At 65.4% G+C, this 18677-nt stretch carries 16 protein-coding genes; 11 read left to right on the top strand and 5 right to left on the bottom strand.

Features of this window, described 5'->3' with window-relative positions; genetic code table 11:
• Positions 1-76: 76 nt before the first annotated feature.
• From CS1BSM3_RS21395 to CS1BSM3_RS21375, 5 genes are all read left to right on the top strand, one after another.
• Positions 77-1024, top strand: a complete 948-nt coding sequence (locus CS1BSM3_RS21395) for a DMT family transporter (protein WP_083528792.1) — start codon at positions 77-79, stop codon at positions 1022-1024.
• On the top strand, positions 1021-1935 hold the full coding sequence (locus CS1BSM3_RS21390) for a DMT family transporter (protein WP_072390656.1): 915 nt from the start codon (positions 1021-1023) through the stop codon (positions 1933-1935). The genes CS1BSM3_RS21395 and CS1BSM3_RS21390 overlap by 4 nt, the downstream gene beginning before the upstream one ends.
• The gene (locus CS1BSM3_RS21385; protein WP_072390653.1) at positions 1932-3164 is read left to right on the top strand and encodes a CaiB/BaiF CoA transferase family protein; all 1233 of its coding nucleotides are present in this window, start codon (positions 1932-1934) and stop codon (positions 3162-3164) included. The genes CS1BSM3_RS21390 and CS1BSM3_RS21385 overlap by 4 nt, the downstream gene beginning before the upstream one ends.
• Before the next feature lie 122 nt (positions 3165-3286).
• Complete coding sequence (locus CS1BSM3_RS21380; RefSeq protein WP_072390650.1) at positions 3287-4741, top strand: YcjX family GTP-binding protein; 1455 nt, start codon at positions 3287-3289, stop codon at positions 4739-4741.
• Entirely contained in the window at positions 4738-5775 is a 1038-nt protein-coding gene (locus CS1BSM3_RS21375) for a YcjF family protein (RefSeq protein WP_072390647.1), read from the top strand. The genes CS1BSM3_RS21380 and CS1BSM3_RS21375 overlap by 4 nt, the downstream gene beginning before the upstream one ends.
• Here the strand turns inward: CS1BSM3_RS21375 and CS1BSM3_RS21370 are convergent.
• Entirely contained in the window at positions 5772-7406 is a 1635-nt protein-coding gene (locus CS1BSM3_RS21370) for a GMC family oxidoreductase (protein ID WP_072390644.1), read from the bottom strand. The two genes, CS1BSM3_RS21375 and CS1BSM3_RS21370, sit on opposite strands and share 4 nt — an antisense overlap.
• Positions 7407-8254: 848 nt before the next feature.
• Between CS1BSM3_RS21370 and CS1BSM3_RS21365 the strand changes: the two genes are divergently transcribed.
• The 4 genes from CS1BSM3_RS21365 to CS1BSM3_RS21350 all read left to right on the top strand — a co-directional run bounded on the left by CS1BSM3_RS21365 (position 8255) and on the right by CS1BSM3_RS21350 (position 11494).
• Positions 8255-9652, top strand: coding sequence for a porin family protein (locus CS1BSM3_RS21365; RefSeq protein WP_143149309.1), 1398 nt, complete (start codon positions 8255-8257; stop codon positions 9650-9652).
• Positions 9653-9910: 258 nt separating this feature from the next.
• The gene (locus CS1BSM3_RS21360) at positions 9911-10276 is read left to right on the top strand and encodes an NADH-quinone oxidoreductase subunit A (protein ID WP_072390639.1); all 366 of its coding nucleotides are present in this window, start codon (positions 9911-9913) and stop codon (positions 10274-10276) included.
• Positions 10267-10833 (top strand): NuoB/complex I 20 kDa subunit family protein, encoded by a 567-nt coding sequence (locus tag CS1BSM3_RS21355; protein ID WP_072390636.1) that lies wholly within the window; start codon positions 10267-10269, stop codon positions 10831-10833. Before CS1BSM3_RS21360 ends, CS1BSM3_RS21355 begins: the two co-directional genes overlap by 10 nt.
• A gap of 16 nt (positions 10834-10849) precedes the next feature.
• Positions 10850-11494 carry an NADH-quinone oxidoreductase subunit C gene (locus CS1BSM3_RS21350; protein ID WP_072390633.1) on the top strand — a complete coding sequence of 215 codons (645 nt, stop codon included), beginning with the start codon at positions 10850-10852 and terminating at the stop codon, positions 11492-11494.
• Positions 11495-11537: 43 nt separating this feature from the next.
• Here the strand turns inward: CS1BSM3_RS21350 and CS1BSM3_RS21345 are convergent, their stop codons facing one another.
• From CS1BSM3_RS21345 to CS1BSM3_RS21335, 3 genes are all read right to left on the bottom strand, one after another.
• Positions 11538-13154, bottom strand: a complete 1617-nt coding sequence (locus tag CS1BSM3_RS21345; RefSeq protein ID WP_072390630.1) for a GMC family oxidoreductase — start codon at positions 13152-13154, stop codon at positions 11538-11540.
• 211 nt (positions 13155-13365) lie between these two features.
• Positions 13366-13872: a nucleotidyltransferase family protein gene (locus CS1BSM3_RS21340; protein ID WP_083528969.1), complete on the bottom strand. Its 507-nt coding sequence runs from the start codon at positions 13870-13872 to the stop codon at positions 13366-13368.
• A 96-nt stretch (positions 13873-13968) separates the two neighbouring features.
• Positions 13969-14430, bottom strand: coding sequence for a hypothetical protein (locus tag CS1BSM3_RS21335; protein WP_072390624.1), 462 nt, complete (start codon positions 14428-14430; stop codon positions 13969-13971).
• Positions 14431-14855: 425 nt separating this feature from the next.
• On the opposite strand from CS1BSM3_RS21335, the gene CS1BSM3_RS21330 reads away from it, so the two are divergent.
• The gene (locus tag CS1BSM3_RS21330) at positions 14856-15815 is read left to right on the top strand and encodes a patatin-like phospholipase family protein (RefSeq protein WP_072390622.1); all 960 of its coding nucleotides are present in this window, start codon (positions 14856-14858) and stop codon (positions 15813-15815) included.
• 112 nt (positions 15816-15927) lie between these two features.
• Positions 15928-16872, top strand: coding sequence for a DMT family transporter (locus CS1BSM3_RS21325; protein ID WP_083528789.1), 945 nt, complete (start codon positions 15928-15930; stop codon positions 16870-16872).
• A gap of 137 nt (positions 16873-17009) precedes the next feature.
• On the opposite strand, the gene xseA is transcribed toward CS1BSM3_RS21325, so the two are convergent.
• Positions 17010-18602 carry an exodeoxyribonuclease VII large subunit gene (gene xseA / locus CS1BSM3_RS21320; RefSeq protein WP_072394244.1) on the bottom strand — a complete coding sequence of 531 codons (1593 nt, stop codon included), beginning with the start codon at positions 18600-18602 and terminating at the stop codon, positions 17010-17012.
• Positions 18603-18677 lie beyond the last annotated feature (75 nt).

The raw sequence follows: 18677 nt of genomic DNA, 5'->3' as shown, positions 1-18677 counted from the left end.
GTGACGTGGCAATCCGGACGAGTGCGATCCGGAAACATGAAAGGCCGGCCGCAAGGCTGGTGAGGGAGGTTGCGACGTGGGGAGCGGTCCGTCCGAGGGGAGCATCCGTGCGCCTGCTCTCGCGCACGCTGCGCCGCGCAACAATCTGCTGGCGATTGCGGCCGTCATCGGCGCCGGCTTCTTCCTCATCTGCTCGGATGCTTGCCTGAGGATCGCGTCCGCCGAGTTGCCGCTCGGGCAGGTCGTTGCCGGGCGCAGTATCGTCGGTTGTGCCTTGCTCGGCTTTGCCGCGTGGACGCAGTCGGCCCTTCGCTGGCATCCTGCCATTCTGACGCCCGCTATGGGCTTGCGCGTGCTCGGCGAGGTCGGCGCGGCGCTGCTTTTCATCGCGGCCATCTTGCGCATGCCCTTTGCCAATGCGGCCGCGATCCTCCAGTTCATTCCGCTTGTCACGACGGTTGTGGCGGCCTGGCTATTTGCCGAGCGCGTCGGCTGGCAGCGTTGGCTTGCCGGTGCTGTCGGTCTCGTCGGCGTGCTGCTCGTGCTGCAGCCGGGGACGAGCGGGTTCACGTGGTGGTCGCTGCTCGCGGTCGCCGCCATGCTCTGCATGTCGCTGCGCGATCTCGCGACGACACGCATCGATCGCAGCGTCCCGACGCTGCTCGTCGGAACGGCTTCGGCGGCCGGTGTCGCGGTCGGTGGTTTCGCGCTCTTGCCCTTGGCGCCTTGGCCATGGCCGTCGGGGCACGCGGCGCTGCTCGTCGTCGCAAGCGGCGTGTTCGTCGCCGGCGGCTTCTATTGCATGGTCCAGGCCATGCGCCTCGGTGAAATTTCGGCCGTGGCGCCCTTCCGCTATGGCACCATGCTCTGGGCGTTGCTCATCGGTATTTTGCTCTGGGGCGAGACGCCGAACCTGCTCGCCGTCTTCGGCATCCTCGTCGTGGTCGCAGCGGGCCTGGCCATGCTCGCTCATGAGCGCCGGCTCATGCGGGCGCGGCTCGGCGAGGCACGGAAGTCGTCATGAGTGCCCCCGGCGACCACCACGCGGCGTCGAACCTGCGCGCCATCGCCGCCATGCTCATCGGCCAGGCGAGCTTCACGTTCAACGATGCGCTGATCAAGCTTGCGGCCGCCGGTCTTCCGGGCGGACAGGCCATCTTCATGCGCGGCGTGATGGCGATCCTGGTTTCGCTTTCGGTTTGTCTGGCCTTCGGCGCCTTCAACTTCGCGCCGCTGCGCGGCCAGGGGCGCATTCTGACGCTGCGCAACATCGGCGAGATCGGCGCGACGTTCTTCTTCCTGTTCGCGCTCTTTCACATGCCGATCGCGACGGCGACCGCGATCCTGCAGTTGACGCCCCTCGCGATCACGGCCGGCGCTGCGCTGTTCCTGGCCGAGCCGGTGGGCTGGCGGCGCTGGCTCGCGGCATTCGTGGGTTTCATCGGCGTCATGATCGTCATCCGGCCCGGCAGCGACGCGTTCAATGCCTGGTCGCTGTTCGCGCTGGGCGGCGTCGCCTTCTCCGTCCTGCGCGATCTGTCGACGCGCCGCATCGGCCTTCAGGTTCCGGCCATCCTCCTGGTGACCATCTCCTCGATCACCGTGACGATGTCAGCGGCCGGCTTCGCGCTCGTCGAGACATGGATCGTCCCGGCTCCAAAAAGCCTTCTGCTGCTGTTCGGCTCGGCGGTCTTCCTGCTCTGCGGCTACTACTTCATGGTGCACGCGATGCGCTACGGCGAGGTAGCCGTGGTCGCGCCGTTCCGCTACTCGGTGATAATCTGGGCAGTCCTCGCCGGCATCCTCTTGTGGGGAGAATGGCCCGATGCCCCCGCACTCATCGGCACGGTCGTCGTCGTGGCGGCAGGTCTCTACACGTTCATGCGCGAGCGCAAGGTGAAGGCGCTCGCAGCTCGGAAAGGCACGAAAAGATGAAGCATGACACGGAGCGCGAGGGCCCCCTCGCCGGCCTCAAGGTGATCGACTGCGCGACCGTGTTCGCGGGACCGCTGACGGCCATGGTGCTCGCCGATTTCGGCGCCGACGTCATCAAGATCGAGCACCCGGACGGCGATCCACTCCGCAAAATGAGCAAGTTGAAGGACGGCCACGGCCTCTGGTTCAAGGTCACCGGGCGCAACAAGCGCGCTATCGTGCTCGACCTGCATGAGGACGACGGCAAGGCGGCCTTCCTCGCCATGATCAAGGACGCGGACGTTCTCATCGAGAACTTCCGCACGGGCACGCTCGAGCGCTGGGGCCTCGGCTGGGATGTGCTCTCGGAGCTCAATCCGCGCCTCGTCATGCTGCGCGTTACGGGCTTCGGCCAGACGGGTCCCTACAAGCATCGCGCGGGCTTCGGCACCATCGCGGAAGCTTTCTCGGGTTTTGCCCACATCACGGGCGAGGCGAATGGGCCTCCGACTTTGCCGCCCTTTGGCCTTGCCGATGGCGTCGCAGCCTACCACGGTGCCTTCTCGATCATGTTCGCGATCTACGAGCGCGACGTGCAGGGCAGCGGCAAGGGCCAGGTCATCGACCTCTCGCTCTACGAGCCGCTCTTTTCGCTGCTCGGTGGCCAGGCCTCCACGTACGACCAACTCGGCCTCATCCAGCAGCGCTTGGGGAACCGCTCGGCCAACAATGTGCCGCGCAATGCCTACATGACCAAAGACGGGCGCTGGGTCTCGCTTTCGGCTGCTTCGCCGAGCATCACGCGGCGTGTGCTCGAGCTGACTGGCGGTCCCGGAACGGCTGACGATCCGCGCTTCCGCACGAATGCCGATCGTATTCGGCACGTCGATGAGGTGGACGCCATTGTCGGCGGCTGGATTGCCAGGCACACGCTCACGGAGGTGCTCGATGCCTTCGAGAAGGCGGAGGCCGCGATCGGGCCCGTCTACGACATTGCCCAGATCTTCGAGGATCCCCAGTACCTCGCGCGCGAGAGCATCACGACCGTTCAGGATGCCGATCTCGGTCCGCTCAAGATGCAGAACGTGTTCCCGCGGATGCTGCGCACACCCGGACGCATCAAGCACGCTGGTCCGCGCATTGGCGAGCATCAGCGGGAGGTGCTCGACGAACTGGTCGAGCGCGGTCTGCCGGCGGAGGTCGCCGCGCGGCTGCGCGCGAAGGGCTCCAAGGCCGACAAGGCCGGTTGACGGACGCCTCTGCAACTCCGGTCGGCGCGATCGGTCGCCCTTGACCTTTCAGGGCGCGGGCCGATCTATTCTCTGCGCACGCGGGCTATGCGGTCCGCGTGGCAGCAGAACAAGGACGCCTCTTGCCCCTTTCTTCCGTCACTCAGGCGACCGGCGCGGCGCTCCGTGAGGCCTCGGGCTATCTCGCCGATCTCGTGACGCCGACCGTGCGGCTCGGCGTGACGGGGCTCGCGCGCTCGGGCAAGACGGTTTTCATCGCCGCGCTCGTGCGCAATCTGACGCTCGGCGGGCGGCTCCCGTTCTTCTCGGTCGCGAGCGAGCAGCGGCTCGTGCGCGCCTATCTCGAGCCGCAGCCTGACGACAGCGTGCCGCGCTTTGCCTACGAGGAGCATCTGGCCGCGCTCTCGCGCGATCCGCCGCAGTGGCCGGAGAGCACGCGCCGCATCAGCCAGCTTCGCGTGACCATGGAGTATGCGTCGGCGAGTGCCATGCGCCGCGCGCTCCTGCCGAACCGCCTGCACCTCGACATCGTCGACTATCCTGGCGAGTGGCTGATCGACCTGCCTCTCATGGCGCAAAGCTATGCGGCTTGGTCTGCAGAAGCGCTGGCGCTGGCCTCTGCGCCGCGGCGTTCAGCGCCAGCCGCGGCATTTCTATCTTTCGTGCGCGCGCTGGACCGCGGCGCGCCGCAGGACGAGCAGGTTGCGATCCGCGGCGCACGCCTCTTCACGGACTATCTGCTCGCCGCACGCGCCGCCGATCCGACGCTCTCCATTACAGGGCCGGGCCGCTTTCTGCTCCCCGGCGATCTCGAAGGCTCGCCGCTGCTGACCTTCTTCCCGCTCCCGCTCGATGGCGAGAAGCGCAGCGGTCTTGCGCAGATGCTCGAGCGTCGCTTCGAGTCCTACAAGACGCATGTCGTGCGACCCTTCTTCCGCGATCATTTCAGTCGCCTCGATCGCCAGATCGTGCTCGTCGATGTGCTTTCCGCACTCAACAGCGGCCCTGAAGGCATTGCTGATCTCGAAGCGACGCTCACCGCTGTGCTGGGAGCCTTCCGCCCAGGTCGCGCGAGCTGGCTCGGCCAGCTCTTCTCGCCGCGCATTGACCGCATTGCTTTTGCGGCGACCAAGGCCGACCATCTGCACAGCGCCAATCACGATCGCCTCGAAGCCATCCTCGGAGCGCTGACCGCGCGCGCTGAAGCCCGAGCCGCGAGTGCCGGCGCCGATATCAAGGCTTTCGCGATTGCCGCCCTTCGCGCGACCAAGGAAGGCGAGGTCATGCGCGATGGCCAGCGCCTTCCCTGCATCATCGGCACGCCGCTTGCCGGCGAGAAGATCGGCGGGGAGACGTTCGACGGGCGGCGCTCAGCGGCGGTCTTTCCCGGCGATCTGCCATCACCCGACGTCGTGACTGGCGAGGTTGCCGGCGGCACCTTCAAGCACGATGTGCATGTCGTGCGCTTCGCGCCGCCGCGGATCATCACCGAGACGCCTTCCGGTCTCGCCGCGCCATGGCCGCACGTCCGCCTCGATCGTGCGCTCGAGTTTCTGATCGGAGATCATCTCGCATGAACGCGACGTCCGATCCTCGCCGCCCGCGCGCTTTCTCGCCTTCCGAGGCCGAGATCATCGAGCCGGCAGCGCCACAGGCAGAGACCGCAGGCGAGGGCGCGCCGGCCCAGCCCACATTGCCGGCCGGCCTGCAGATGCCGACGTTCGGTGACATCGGCCGCGGCGTGCGCTGGGGCACATGGCTCCTCTCGGCCATGGGTGCGCTCGCCAGTATTGCCTTCGGCGTCTGGTTCTCGCGCTTCGTCTCCGTCGCCGTCGCGCGCGAGGATTGGATCGGCTGGATCTCGTTCGGTCTCGCGATCGTCATTCTCGTCACCCTTCTCATGCTGATCTTGCGCGAGCTCATCGGCTTCGTGCGCCTGCGTCGCCTCGGCAAGATCAAGGCCGCCGCGGAGAAGGCACTGCGCGAGCGCAATGTGGCCGAGGAGCGCGAGACCATTCAGGCGATCAAGCGCCTGCTCGCGGGCCGCGCCGAGCTGCGCTGGCACCTCGCGCGTCTGGATGAGCACGCGCGCGATGTGCGCGATCCAGGCGATCTCATGCGCCTTGCCGATCGAGACCTCATGCTCGTTCTCGACGGCGAGGCGCGCCGGCTCGTTGCCAAGGCGGCTAAGCGCGTGACGGTCGTCACGGCAATCAGTCCGGCAGCATTTGTGTCTGTCGGTTATGTACTGATCGAAAACCTGCGCCTGTTGCGTAATCTTGCGGGCCTCTATGGCGGCCGTCCTGGATTTGCTGGCACGGCACGTCTCGCGCGCATGGTGCTGACGCACATCGTTGCGACCGGTAGCATCGCGCTTACCGACGATCTGATCGGTCAGTTCCTCGGGCAGGATCTGCTGAGACGCGTTTCGCGACGGCTCGGCGAGGGCGTGTTCAATGGCGCGCTCACCGCACGCATCGGCGCGGCTGCCGTCGAGGTGACGCGTCCACTGCCGTTCATCGAGGCACCGCCCGTGCGGGTCCGCGATTTTCTCGGCGAGATCATGCGCCGCGCGCCCGGTACGGAAGGCGCCACCAAGCCCACGACCTAAGCCACCACGATCGCTTCCGGCGCTGTCTTGCCACGAATGAGATCGGATGCCTTGTCGGCAAGCATCATGGTCGCGGCATTGAGGTTGGCGGACAGCATGGTCGGCATGATCGAGGCATCGACGACGCGCAGGCCTTCGAGGCCGCGGACGCGGAGCTGGTCGTCGACGACGGCGAGCGGGTCATTCGCCGGTCCCATGCGGCACGTGCCGGCCGGATGGAAGGTCGTCGTGCCGCGCTCCTTGGCGGCGCCGAGCAGTTCGTCGTCGCTCTGGACGCTCGGGCCCGGGAAATCCTCGCGCTCGAAGTAGGGTGCGAGCGGCCGGCTCTGCAGCAGGCGCCGCGCGAGCTTCATGGCGCCGAGCAGAACGCGACGGTCGATCTCCTCGGCGAGGTAGTTCGGATTGATGATCGGGGCGTCGAAGGGATCGGCGGAGCGCGCGCGAACCGTGCCGCGGCTTTCCGGGCGCTGCTGCCAGGAGGCCACCGTCATACCCGGCTCGCGCTCGAGCTGGCCCTGTACGCCTTCCATGTAGCTCGCCGGCGTGAACGTGAGCTGGACGTCGGAGCTCTCGGCCGTCTCCCCGGAGTGCCAGAAGGCATAAACGAGCGTCGGGCTCAGCGCGAGAATGCCCTTGCGCTGGAAGGCCCATTTGGCGACCTCGGTCGCGAGCTTGAGGCCGCGCGTACGCTCGTTGATCGTCTCGATGTTCTTCACGCGGGCGGCAAAGCGCGGCGCGTAGTGATCCTTGAGATTCTCGCCGACGCCAGCGAGCGCGTGGCGCACTTGGATGCCCAGGCTGCCGAGCACCTCCGGCGGTCCAATGCCGGAAATCTGCAGGAGCTGCGGCGAATTGTACGAGCCGCCGCACAGGATGACTTCGCGGCTGGCTTTCAGCGTGTGGCGAGCGCCGTTGCGGCCGCCCTTGCGATAGGTGATGCCGGTTGCGCGCCGGCCGTCGAAGTCGATGCTCGTCACATGAACGCCCGTGCGCACATCGAGGTTCGGCCGCTTCATGGCTGGGTGCAGGAATGCGCGGGCCGCGCTCATGCGCCGACCTTTGTAGATCGTGCGCTGGGCGTAGGAGACGCCTTCCTGGATGCGACCGTTGTAGTCGGGATTGCGCGGGATTCCGGCCTCCACACAGCCCTGAATGAAGGCCTCGCAGAGCGGGTGATGGTAGTCGATGTCCGTGACGGTCAGCGCGCCATCACGGCCGCGGTACGTGTCGTCGCCGTCGCCGATACGGCGCTCGAGGCGCTTGAAGTAGGGGAGTACATCGGCATAGCCCCAGCCGCGATTGCCGTACTGCGCCCAGGTGTCGAAGTCACCGCGCTGGCCGCGGTTGTAGACGTGCCCGTTGATCGAGCTCGAGCCGCCGAGCGTCTTGCCGCGCGGGGCGAGGATCCGGCGGCCGCCCGTCCACGCGCTCGGCTCCATGTCATAGAGCCAATTCACCCGCTTATCGTAGAAGGTCTTGATGAAACCTGCGGGGATATGGATGTAGGGATGCCAGTCCGTGGGGCCGGCCTCGAGCACGGCGACGCGGCATCCCTGGTCCTCGCTCAGCCGGTTGGCGAGCACCGAGCCGGCCGAACCGGCGCCGACGATGATGTAGTCGAACGTCTCCAAGCTTTGTCCCTCCGCCTGCCGGGCCCCCGTGCAGGTGCACGAGCGGAGGCGGGCTCGTCAAGATTGGCGACGACGGGTCTGGCGCCTCCGCGGGGCAGGCATGACGCGACGGCGGGGCGGGTGAGAAGTGATGATTATGCAATCTTAGATTGTAATAAATCAGTAAGCAACCTGTAATTGTACGGATCGTCGTGTCGCTCTCGCAACGTCATCGTGGCGCGCTTGCATCAGGGGGTTTTCCGGCACCGTGGAGATAGCAGCGAACAGCGCGCGGGCGCGGTATCGGACAGGCGATCGGCGTCGTCCCGTGAACGCCCCGACAAGTCCGCCGTAATGTCGAAGAAATGCCCTGTTTATGGTGGTTTTACCCAGATCCGCCGCAGCGAGCGGACCTCGGGGCGGGCTGTCCTCTCGGCCGTCGGAGACGCTCTCGAGAGCCGTCGGGCAAGGACCGGTGGGGAAACTTGCTCGGATTGTGCAGCGCAGGCCAAGAAATGCTGGTGTGCGAAGGGAAATTGCTACTTCTCGCGATCGATCATTCATTCTAAGCTCAAATGCATAATATTCTGGAATAAAAGGAATATTTACTTAATTGAAGCCGATCGCACATTGCACGCTATGCGTGTATGTGCCTGATTCGCCACTGAGCCCTTTGAAACGGCCGATGTCTGGGCATTAACTGTTTACCGCCCGTTAGGCCCTGCGTTAATCCTTGGTGACCGGCAAGGGGTCGATGGCCGTATCAGTGGCAGTCGAAGGGCTTGATCGGCCAGGGGCGGTTTCTCGCGTCATAGTGACGTAGAGTAGCGTTAGCGAAATGGGAGTGGTGTCATATGTATGGGGGACTGTTGAAATCAGCTAGCGCGCTGGCGATCGTCGCTGCCGCTGGTCTGTATGGCGTTAGCTCAGCGTCGGCTGCCGATCTCGGTGGTGATTGCTGCGCCGACCTCGAAGAGCGGGTCGCCGAACTCGAGGCGACGACGGTACGCAAAGGCACGCGCAAGGTCTCGGTGACCATCTCGGGCCAGATCTCGCAGCAGCTGCTGTTCTGGGACGACGGCGTCAGCAAGGACGTCTACATCTCGGGTCCGACCTCGTCGAACTCGCGCTGGCGCATCACGGGCTCGGCCAAGATCTCGCCCGAGATCACCGCCGGCTTCATGTACGAGTTCGAGGCCTTCGGCAGCAGCTCGGCCAGCCAGAACCAGATGAACGGCACCGGGCCGTCGAATACGGTTGGCAGCGGCTTCGGTGACGACGGTGGCGCGACGAGCGCCAACCTGCGTCAGCACTGGGCCTACGTCGAGCACGCACGCCTCGGCCGCGTGCAAATGGGCTTCGGTGGCTCGGAAGCCAACAACATCATCCTGATCGACCTGTCCGGCAAGGGCATGGCAGCGTCGAACGACGTGCGCCTGCACAACTCGAGCATGCGTATCGCTCAGGGCAACGGCCTCTACTCCAGCGCGACCTGGGGCACGTACTTCCAGGGCGGCTCGGGTGACTGGCTGAACGAGCGCCTCGATCACATCTCGTATCGTACGCCGACGATCGCCGGCTTCACGCTCGGCGCCTCGTTCGGTGAGGACAACTACTGGGATGTGGCGCTGCGCTACGCGGGTGAGTTCAACGGCATCCGCATCGCCGCTGGCCTCGGCTACAGCGTGCGCTCGGAGTACAATAACCCGACTGGCGAAAACTCGATGCCGACGACTGGCGTGGGTGCTGGGACGATCGTGTGCACGGCAAACTGCGACAAGGAGCTCCGTCAGCTCGTTGGTGCCCTCTCCGTCCGCCACATGCCGACGGGCCTGTTCTTCACGGGTGCGTTCGGTGAGCGCGACTATGAGAACACCCAGGCTAGCATCAGTGGCGGCTTTGCCGGTGCGCGCGATTTCAGCGCGAGCTTCTTCTATCTCTCGGGCGGTGTTGCGCGGAACTTCTTCGGGATCGGCGACACGGTGGCGTACGGCGAGTACAGCGAGTGGAAGGGCACGAGCCAGGATACCGGCGTCACCACTGTCGTCGGCCCTCTGGGTGCCGGCAATAGCACAGCGGTTGGTCTGTCTGGCGACAAGGTCACCCATTGGGGTGTTGGCATCGTCCAGAACGTCGATGCAGCCGCGATGGAGTTCTGGCTGGCCTACAAGACCTACTCGCTCGATGCAGCGGCGTTCAATCGCGCTGGCGTCGGCGGTGCGGAAGACCTCCACATGTTTACGGCTGGTACCCGCATCCGCTTCTGATCTGAACAAGATCGAGACGCACAGAATAGGAAGGGCCGCCCGCAAAGCGGCCCTTTCTCACGCCTGAAGACCTGTAATTGCGCTGCTAAATCCAGGGATACCTGGAATGCCGCACCCAAACGCGTTCGGGGGCTAGGCTCGCCCCTTGCGCCGGCCTGCGGGCTGCGCTAACACCCCAAAATGATGCTGGTCTAGCGGGTATGATTCCGAATTCAACCTCGCTCCAAGCGCCTGACGTCAGCCACCCGGGACGAACCGATGCCTGAATTGCTGATGACCTATCTGCCGATCGCCATCTTCATCGGTGTCGCGCTCGTGATCGGATTGGCGCTGATGATCGCGCCGTTCCTGGTCGCCGTCCGCAATCCAGATCCCGAGAAGGTCTCGGCCTACGAGTGCGGCTTCAATGCCTTCGACGACGCGCGCATGAAATTCGACGTGCGCTTCTACCTTGTCGCCATCCTGTTCATCATCTTCGATCTCGAGGTGGCCTTCCTCTTTCCCTGGGCCGTCGCCTTCAAGGAAGTGGGCGCCTTCGGCTTCTGGTCGATGATGATCTTCCTCGGCGTGCTCACCATCGGCTTCATCTACGAGTGGCGCAAAGGAGCGCTCGAATGGGATTGATCGTGCCGCCAGTTCCTGTCTTCGACAAGCCGCGCGAGGGCGCCGGTGGCATCGTGAAGCCCGGCGACCGCGGTTTCACCGAGCTTTCGAACGAGCTCGCCGACAAGGGCTTCCTCGTCACTACGACCGACGATCTCATCAACTGGGCGCGCACCGGCTCGCTCATGTGGATGACGTTCGGCCTCGCCTGCTGCGCGGTCGAGATGATGCAGGCGTCCATGCCGCGCTACGATGTCGAGCGGTTCGGCTTCGCGCCGCGCGCTTCGCCCCGCCAGTCGGACGTTATGATCGTCGCCGGCACGCTCACCAACAAGATGGCGCCGGCGCTGCGCAAGGTCTATGACCAGATGCCCGAGCCGCGCTACGTGATCTCCATGGGCTCGTGCGCCAACGGTGGCGGTTACTACCACTACAGTTACGCTGTTGTGCGCGGCTGCGACCGCATCGTGCCGGTCGATATCTACGTGCCAGGTTGCCCGCCGACGGCGGAAGCACTCGTGTACGGTATTCTGCTTTTGCAGAAGAAGATCCGGCGAACCGGCACCATCGAGCGCTAGGCGCGGGCGGAGCACCATGCAGACGACCATCGAGAGCCTTGAGGATCTCAAGGAGCATATTGCTGCCGGGCTCGGCGACAGGCTGCGCGACGTGCGCATCGCCTACAGCGAGCTCACGCTGGTCGTGCCGCGCGAGCAGATCGTGCCTGTGCTGACGTACCTCCGCGACAATGGGCGTTGCCAGTTCGAGGTGCTCATTGACATCTGCGGCGTCGATTATCCCGCGCGCGAGCGGCGTTTCGATGTCGTGTACCACCTGCTTTCGGTGCGCCAGAACCAGCGGATCCGCGTCACGCTCGAGACCGACGAGACAACGCCCGTCCCGAGCGTCGTCAACGTCTTTCCTGCCGCCAACTGGTATGAGCGCGAGGCCTATGACATGTACGGGATGCCCTTCTCGGGGCACCCGGACCTCCGCCGGCTTCTGACCGACTACGGCTTCGAAGGCTATCCCCTGAGGAAGGACTTCCCCCTCACGGGCTATGTCGAGGTGCGCTACGACGACGAGCTGAAGCGCGTCGTCTACGACCGCGTACGGCTCACGCAGGAATTTCGCAACTTCGACTTCGAGAGCCCCTGGGAAGGCGTCGACTACGTCCTCCCCGGTGACGAGAAGGCGGCAGCCCCGCCGCCCGCGCCGCCGCCTCCGGCGAAGAACTGATCCCGCGGCTTTTGCCGAGCGGCTGCAGCACCGCGCCCACTTGTCAGGCGCGCGCGTCGACCTTGATCATGTCGGCCGCTTTCTCCGCGATCATGATCGTCGGCGCGTTCGTATTGCCCGAGATCAGGTTCGGCATGATCGAGGCATCGATCACCCTGAGCCCGCCAATGCCGTGCACGCGCAGCCGCGTATCCACGACAGCCATCGGGTCGCTCCCCATCTTGCACGTGCCGCACGGGTGAAAGACCGTGGTGCCGCGCTCCATGGCGAACTGCATGAACTCTTCATCGCTCTGGCACTGCAATCCGGGGATGGTCTCGGTCTTGATGAGGGGCTTGAACGAGGGCTGCTCGGCAATGCGCCGGGCGAGCTTCAGACCGGCGAGCGTGACGCGGCGGTCGCTTTCAGCAGCAAGATAGTTCGCGATGATCGAGGGCTTCTCCTTCGGATCGGACGAGACGATGTGCTGGTGCCCGCGGCTGTCGGGCCTCAGCACGCAGATCGTCGAGGACACGCCGGGATACTTGTGCAAGCCCTTGCCCGGTGCGTCGGCTGAGAACGGTATGAAGTGAAACTGGATGTCGGGCTCGTCGAGCTCGGGCGATGATTTCGCAAAGACGCCCGCCACGGCCGCGCCCGTCGCGAGGATACCCTGCCGATTGAAGGCGTACTGCAGGCCCGTCTTGAACTGCAGCATGGGGCTGTGCCACACGGCATTGAGACTGTAAGGCAGCGTGACCTCGTAGACGGTCCGCACCTGATAGTGATCCTGCAGGTTCTCGCCGACGCCCTTGAGCTCATGGCGAACCTCGACGCCCGCCTTCTTCAGCACCTCGCCCTGACCGATCCCCGAGAGTTCGAGGATCTGCGGGCTGCCGATGGCGCCTGCTGCCAGCAGCACTTCGCGTCGCGCCTTGATGAACCGCTTCTCGCCACCGACCGAGTAGCGCACGCCCGAGGCGCGCTTGTCGTCGAGCGCGATGGCCTCGACCTCGGCGTGCGTGATGACGCGCAGGTTGGGGCGCCCCGCAGCGTCCTTGAGATAGGTGACCGCCGTCGAACCGCGCCTGCCATTGCGGATGGTGGCCTGGTAGTAGCCGGCACCCTCCTGCGAGGCGCCGTTGAAGTCGTCCGTCGGGGGGATGCCCGCCTCGATACAGGCCGCGACGAACGCGGAGCACAGCGGATTGTCGACGTGCACGTCCGTGACCGAGAGGGGGCCGCTGGCGCCGTGCAGCTCGCTTTCGCCGCGCTCCTGGCCCTCCGCCTTCTTGAAGTACGGCAGCACGTCCGCGAAGGACCAGCCGACATTGCCGAGCTGGCGCCATACGTCGTAGTCGCGCGCCTGACCGCGTACGTAGAGCAGCCCGTTGATCGCGCTCGAGCCGCCGAGGACGCGTCCGCGCGGCCAGGGGACGTAGCGGCCGCCGAGATGAGGCTCGGGGCCTGCCGCGTACTGCCAGGTGATGTCGGGATTGTACATCGTGCGGAAATAGCCGCCGGGAATGTGGATCCAGGGGTTGGTGTCTTTGCCGCCGGCCTCCAGCAGCGCGACCGTCACGCCCGCCTGCTCGCTCAGCCTGTTGGCGAGTACGCAGCCCGCCGAGCCGGCTCCCACGATGACGTAGTCGTAGCTGCCTTCATCCTTCCCAACTGGCATTTTGCCTCCCGGTCGTCGTGTGTCGTCCGCGCCTGCTTGCTGCTGGCCACATGTTGCCGGGAATGTACACCGAATGCCCGAAAGATCGACTCTTCAGGATCGGCGACGGACAAAGGGGAGGGGGCAGAGCTGTGTGCCTCTAGTGTGATGATCGAGAAATTCGCCAGATCTCGGGGCGCGGTACCGAGCGAATTTCTCGATCTGAATCACGCTAGCATGGGGTGATGAACCGCAGCTTGGGCCAGCGCTCACACCACTTCTTGGCAGCCTGGCGCGCGCAATATTCTTCGCGTCTGGCGGCGAACGCCGGCGTAGGGCGAACGATCAGCCCGAGCAGATCCTGCAGACCGTGCGGGGCGAGGATCTCCACGCACCCATCCTCAAGGCGCGCCGCGATGGCCGTGGCGGTCTCGGGCCAGCATCGGAGGGCATCAGCCGTATTCCCGTAGGGAGGGTCACCGTTCGTACTCCACATGCGGGCTTGATTGTGCACCTCCCAGGCGGCGTCTGGCATGTCCGCAAACAGCCGCCTCTGCAACTCGAGGTCCCGCGCAGGGCTCACGTCACTCGGATCGTGGAAGACGACATCGACATCGCTGCCCGGGATGGGCCTCGCGGGGAAGCCGTGCAACTGATCCCAGATGGCGTTGCGGATCGTTCCCGCTCCGATCCAGCAATCTTTGATGTTGAGTGCGGCGACCGCCGTCAGCAGGCGCATGATACTGGCCTGCTGGCCGAGGAACGATACGATCTCGTCCTTGCTTTGCATTCCCGCCAATCGACAAGTGCAATCGCGGCGTCGCGCGCTGCTTTCCTATCGCGCACGCATGACTTCGGGAAAGGGTCCGTAGGAAAGCTTGCCGCACGTGTAGGCGTGCTTCGCCGCGGCTGCCACCAGGCCGCCCGAAGTCAACGGATTGAACCCGATGACTTCATCGATGTGCCCATCCGCGAACGTATAGCCGATGTTGTGCTCCTCCTGGCCGAACGTTCCGCTCGACCGCCATTTCACACAGGCGATAGGCCTCGGCGTACCCAGACCCATCGGCCCGACCCAAAGTCCCGGCGGGGAGATCTCGGCATGGACAATGCTGCTGGGAGCTGCCTTTGCGCGGACGTTGCGCGCTATGATCGCTCGATAGTTTGCAGGCACGGCCGTCGAGGGAGGTACGGCAGCGGTCTCGATGCCCGCGGCGTCATTATTGGCGCAGCCACCCAGGATCAAACCGAACACGCTCGAGACGAATAACCAGAACAACGACCGGTGCCTGTTCATCCACTTTCTCCTGAATGGAGAAAGCGTAACACGCGACTGATGATCTGAGTACGGCCACCGGGAAATCTGGGAGCCGCGCGTGGCGCGTGTGCCACGGCAGTCAGGGCCAGCCGACCGCGGATAGAGTGATGTTACTGATTGGCTTACGACAATTGCCGGATAGCATATGCAGGCGACGGAACGATTCAATTCGCTGCGTTGTTGAAGCAAGTGCTGGCGGCCTCCGGCAGGTCCCCGGCCGCCTGACGACGCATCCCGCGCCGCCGTAGGTAAACCTTAATACGGCTCGCCTATACTCGGCCTCTGGATAGGGAAACGGCCCATGCCGAGGGGAGTACAGCTCCTCCGGCACGAGGTTTGCAGACCAGAAGCACGAGCAGAGGCTCGGAGTGTCCGCTGCCGGCGGCCGCTCGGGGAGTCCGAATATGGCACGCGGTAAGGTCGGCATTGCACTTGGGGGTGGCGCAGCACGCGGTTGGGCGCACATCGGTGTGCTCAGGGCGCTCGCTCAGGTCGGGGTCGTCCCGGACATTATCGCAGGCACGTCGATCGGCGCGGTGGTCGGTGGTTGTTTTGCCGCTGGCCGGCTGGACGAGCTCGAGGGCTTTGCCCGCGATCTGACCAAGCGCAAAATCTTCGGATACCTGGACTTCAACCTCTCCGGCTCCGGTCTCATCACCGGCCAGCGGGTCGTGGAGCGCCTCGAAGGCCACCTCAAGGGTCTTCAGATCGAGGAAATGCAGTCGCGTTTCGCCGCGGTCGCCACCGAGTTCGGGACCGGGCAGGAGACCTGGATCACGCGTGGGCCGCTCGTCGAGGCGATGCGCGCCTCCTATGCGCTCCCCGGCATCTTCAAGCCCGTTCGCGTCAACAACCGCTGGCTGATGGATGGTGCGCTCTGCAACCCCGTGCCGGCCTCGGTCTGCCGTGCCCTCGGCGCCCGCTATGTCATCGCGGTCAATCTCAATTCGGATGCCTGCGGACGCGGCAATCAGTTCCCAGAGCTCGACGGTGGCCTGATCGAGCGGCTGCCCGAACCGGAGCCGGAACCGGCGCCCGCACGTACGCTCGCCAACGGCTTCGGCGCCCGCAACCTGATCAAGCGCCAGCTCTTCGGCGGCGGCGACAGCGGCCCCGGCATTTCGAGCGTCATGGTCGACGCCTTCAACATCGTCCAGGACCGCATCGCGCGCTCGCGTCTCGCTGGTGACCCGCCGGATGCAATCATCAATCCGCGCCTCGCCGGTATCGGCCTCTTCGACTTCCACGCTGCCGATGCGCTCATCTCGCGCGGGATGGCGGCTGCACAACGCGAAGCCGAGGACATTCGCCGCGAGATTGCCGCCCGTGAAGCGGCGACGCAGCGCCACCTCGCGCTCGCGTAATCTCGGAACCCTGCATAGCTCCGCGCGTATTGGTGCTGGATTGCCGGCGCCGCTCGTGGTCTTGTGCGCCCTCCGATCAGAAGAGCGCCGGCACAACACAGTGCAAAAGCCCATGCAGGACGGAAACGCAGACGCTGAGCTGGCGCGGCGCGCGGCGATCAAGGTCGCGCATGATCGCCTCGACGTCTTCGCTGTTTCCATCCTGACCTTGCTGTGCATCTTCCTCGGCATCGGCCAGGTGGCGATGAAGGTCGCGAACGCCGGCATCTCGCCGATCCTGCAGGGAGGGCTCCGCTCGCTGCTCGCTGCGGCGCTCGTCGGACTTCTCTGTGCGGTGCGCGGCATATCGCTCCGCGTGAGCCGGGTCGCGATCCTGCCGATGATCATCTCGGCCCTCTTCTTCACGGCCGAATTCGCCTTCCTTTATCCCGGCCTCGATCGCACGACAGCCTCGCGGGCGGTGATCTTTCTCTATACGTCGCCGTTCGTCGTCGCGGCGGGTGCGCACTTCCTCATTCCGGGCGATCGTCTGACATGGTCGAAGGCGGCAGGCCTGCTCGCTGCGCTTGCCGGTATCATGGTCGTGCTCGCTGGGCGCGAGACAACAGGCATCAGCTCGCTCACGGGTGATCTGCTCTGCCTCGCGGGAGGTATCTCGTGGGGCCTGCTGACGCTCAGCATCCGTGCGACGCGTCTGGCAGCCGAGCGGCCCGAGCGCGTGATCTTCATGCAGCTCCTGATATCGGGCCTTCTGCTTCCAATCATTTCACTCGCACTCGGTGAACGCGGGATCACCGATCCCTCGCCGCTTGTGCTGGGCGCATTCGGCTATACCGTCGTCTTCGTCGCCTTCATCACGTTCACAACAAGTCTCTGGCTCATGACGCGCTACCCCGCCTCGCGTGTCATGGCTTTCCTGATGATCACGCCGGCATTCGGCGTCGCCGCCGGTGTGCTTCTGCTCGGAGAGCCGCTGACGATCTATCTCGGCGTCGGTCTGGTCGTCGTCGTGCTGGGCCTTTGGCTCGTGAACCGGCCCGCGACAAAAACAAAATAAGGACGGGCGGGTCTGGGAGGGTGTCCCTCCCAGTAGGGGTGTGGGGGCTAGCCCCCGTCGCGCCGAAGGCGCGAACAGGGCTGCCGCCCTGTAACCCGGCTCGGGGGACACCCCCGAACCCCCGTCTTTTATGACTTTCAGAAGAGCGAGCCTTGCCCATCCGGGCCGCTGCGTTTCGGTGCGCGCGGCTTCGGCGTCTCTGCGGGCTTGCTCTCAGCGGCATCCACCGCTGTGATGCTGGCGCTCGCGCGTCCATCGGCAAGCTCAAGGCCCACGCGTGCATCGATCGCGAGAGTGGAAACGCTGCGCACGGCACGTCCCTCTGCGTCACGCACGACCGCAAAGCCGCGCTTGAGCACGCTCTGATAGCTCAGCGAGGCGAGCATCTGCGCTTGCGCATCCAGCGCGCGCCGCTCGAGTACCAGTCGGCTCGCAAATCCTTGCCGCAGGCGCCCCGACAGATCTACGAGGCGCTCGTCGAGACGCACGACGCGATGGCGGAGCGGGTGCGGCGTCAGACGCGCAGCAAAGCGCTCGAAGCGCGTGCGCTGCGTCGATGTACGTCGTGCCAGTGCCGTGAGGCCGGCGCGCTGGGCGCGTTCCAGACGCTGGCGATCGCGCTCGAGGAGTTGCGTGACGAGACGCGGCTGGAAGCGGGCTTCGACGCGCGCAAGGCGCTTGCCGTGCGCCTGCGTATTGGCATCGAGCGCGCGCGCAAGGCGACGCTCCACGGCATCGAAGCGCTGGCGCGGCAGTGCGAGCAGGTCTTCGAGACGAGGAATGCCGCGTGCGGCGGCCTTCAAATGCGTGCGCGCAGCTTCGATGGTGCGATTGATGCATTTTCTGAGCCGCAGCGCGAGATCGCCGATGCGCTCGACGAGCTCGCCGTGTTTTGGCACGGCCCATTCGGCGGCCTTCGTCGGCGTCGGCGCGCGCGCATCTGCGGCGAGATCGATGAGTGTCCAGTCCGTCTCGTGGCCGACCGCCGAGATGAGCGGAATAGCGCTCTCGGCCGCGGCGCGAACGACGATTTCCTCGTTGAAGCCCCAGAGATCCTCGAGGCTGCCGCCGCCGCGCGCGACGATCAGCACGTCAGGGCGCGGCACGGGGCCATCGACCGGCAGACCATTGAAGCCGCGGATGGCCGCCGCCACTTCCTTGGCGCTCGTCTCGCCCTGCACGCGCACGGGCCACACGATGACGTGCGCCGGATAGCGCTCCTCGAAGCCGTGAAGCATGTCGCGGATGACGGCGCCGGTCGGCGAGGTGACGATGCCGACGACGCGCGGCAGGAACGGCAGCGGCCGCTTGCGCTCCTCCGCGAAGAGCCCCTCGGCGGCGAGCTTGCGCCGGCGCTCTTCGAGTAGCGCCATGAGCGCGCCGACGCCCGCGGGCTCCAGCGCCTCGATGACGATCTGATATTTCGACGAGCCGGGATAGCTCGTCACCTTGCCCGTTGCGATGACCTCGAGGCCTTCCTCGGGCTTGAAGCGGAGCTTCTGGAAGACACCGCGCCAGATGACAGCCTCGATCTTGGACTTGTCGTCCTTGAGCGCGAAGTAGCAGTGGCCCGAGGCGTGCGGTCCCCGATAGCCTGAAATCTCACCCCGGAGCCGGACAAAGCCGAAGTTGTCCTCCAGTGCCCGCTTGATGGCATTGGAGAGCTCGGTAACGGTCAGTTCCGGGTTGTTGCTGGCGCCGGCGCGGCCGGCGCGGACTGGCTCTGCCACGAATCGCACCCGTTTGTTACAACGCTGTTCATGCTACATGAACTTGGCCGCAGCAAGGGCTGCGCGGTGCGATAT

The organism is Hyphomicrobium sp. CS1BSMeth3 (assembly GCF_900117415.1).
Classification (GTDB): domain Bacteria; phylum Pseudomonadota; class Alphaproteobacteria; order Rhizobiales; family Hyphomicrobiaceae.
This window is presented reverse-complemented; position numbering and strand designations above follow the sequence as displayed.

Excerpts from the sequence above, each read along its gene's own strand:
- CS1BSM3_RS21390 (WP_072390656.1), top strand. The coding sequence starts at position 1,021 with ATGAGTGCCCCCGGCGACCACCACGCGGCGTCGAACCTGCGCGCCATC.
- CS1BSM3_RS21350 (WP_072390633.1), top strand. The coding sequence starts at position 10,850 with ATGCAGACGACCATCGAGAGCCTTGAGGATCTCAAGGAGCATATTGCT.
- CS1BSM3_RS21360 (WP_072390639.1), top strand. The coding sequence starts at position 9,911 with ATGCCTGAATTGCTGATGACCTATCTGCCGATCGCCATCTTCATCGGT.
- CS1BSM3_RS21355 (WP_072390636.1), top strand. The coding sequence starts at position 10,267 with ATGGGATTGATCGTGCCGCCAGTTCCTGTCTTCGACAAGCCGCGCGAG.
- CS1BSM3_RS21330 (WP_072390622.1), top strand. The coding sequence starts at position 14,856 with ATGGCACGCGGTAAGGTCGGCATTGCACTTGGGGGTGGCGCAGCACGC.
- CS1BSM3_RS21325 (WP_083528789.1), top strand. The coding sequence starts at position 15,928 with ATGCAGGACGGAAACGCAGACGCTGAGCTGGCGCGGCGCGCGGCGATC.
- CS1BSM3_RS21345 (WP_072390630.1), bottom strand. The coding sequence starts at position 13,154 with ATGCCAGTTGGGAAGGATGAAGGCAGCTACGACTACGTCATCGTGGGA.
- CS1BSM3_RS21340 (WP_083528969.1), bottom strand. The coding sequence starts at position 13,872 with ATGCGCCTGCTGACGGCGGTCGCCGCACTCAACATCAAAGATTGCTGG.
- CS1BSM3_RS21375 (WP_072390647.1), top strand. The coding sequence starts at position 4,738 with ATGAACGCGACGTCCGATCCTCGCCGCCCGCGCGCTTTCTCGCCTTCC.
- CS1BSM3_RS21385 (WP_072390653.1), top strand. The coding sequence starts at position 1,932 with ATGAAGCATGACACGGAGCGCGAGGGCCCCCTCGCCGGCCTCAAGGTG.
- CS1BSM3_RS21335 (WP_072390624.1), bottom strand. The coding sequence starts at position 14,430 with ATGAACAGGCACCGGTCGTTGTTCTGGTTATTCGTCTCGAGCGTGTTC.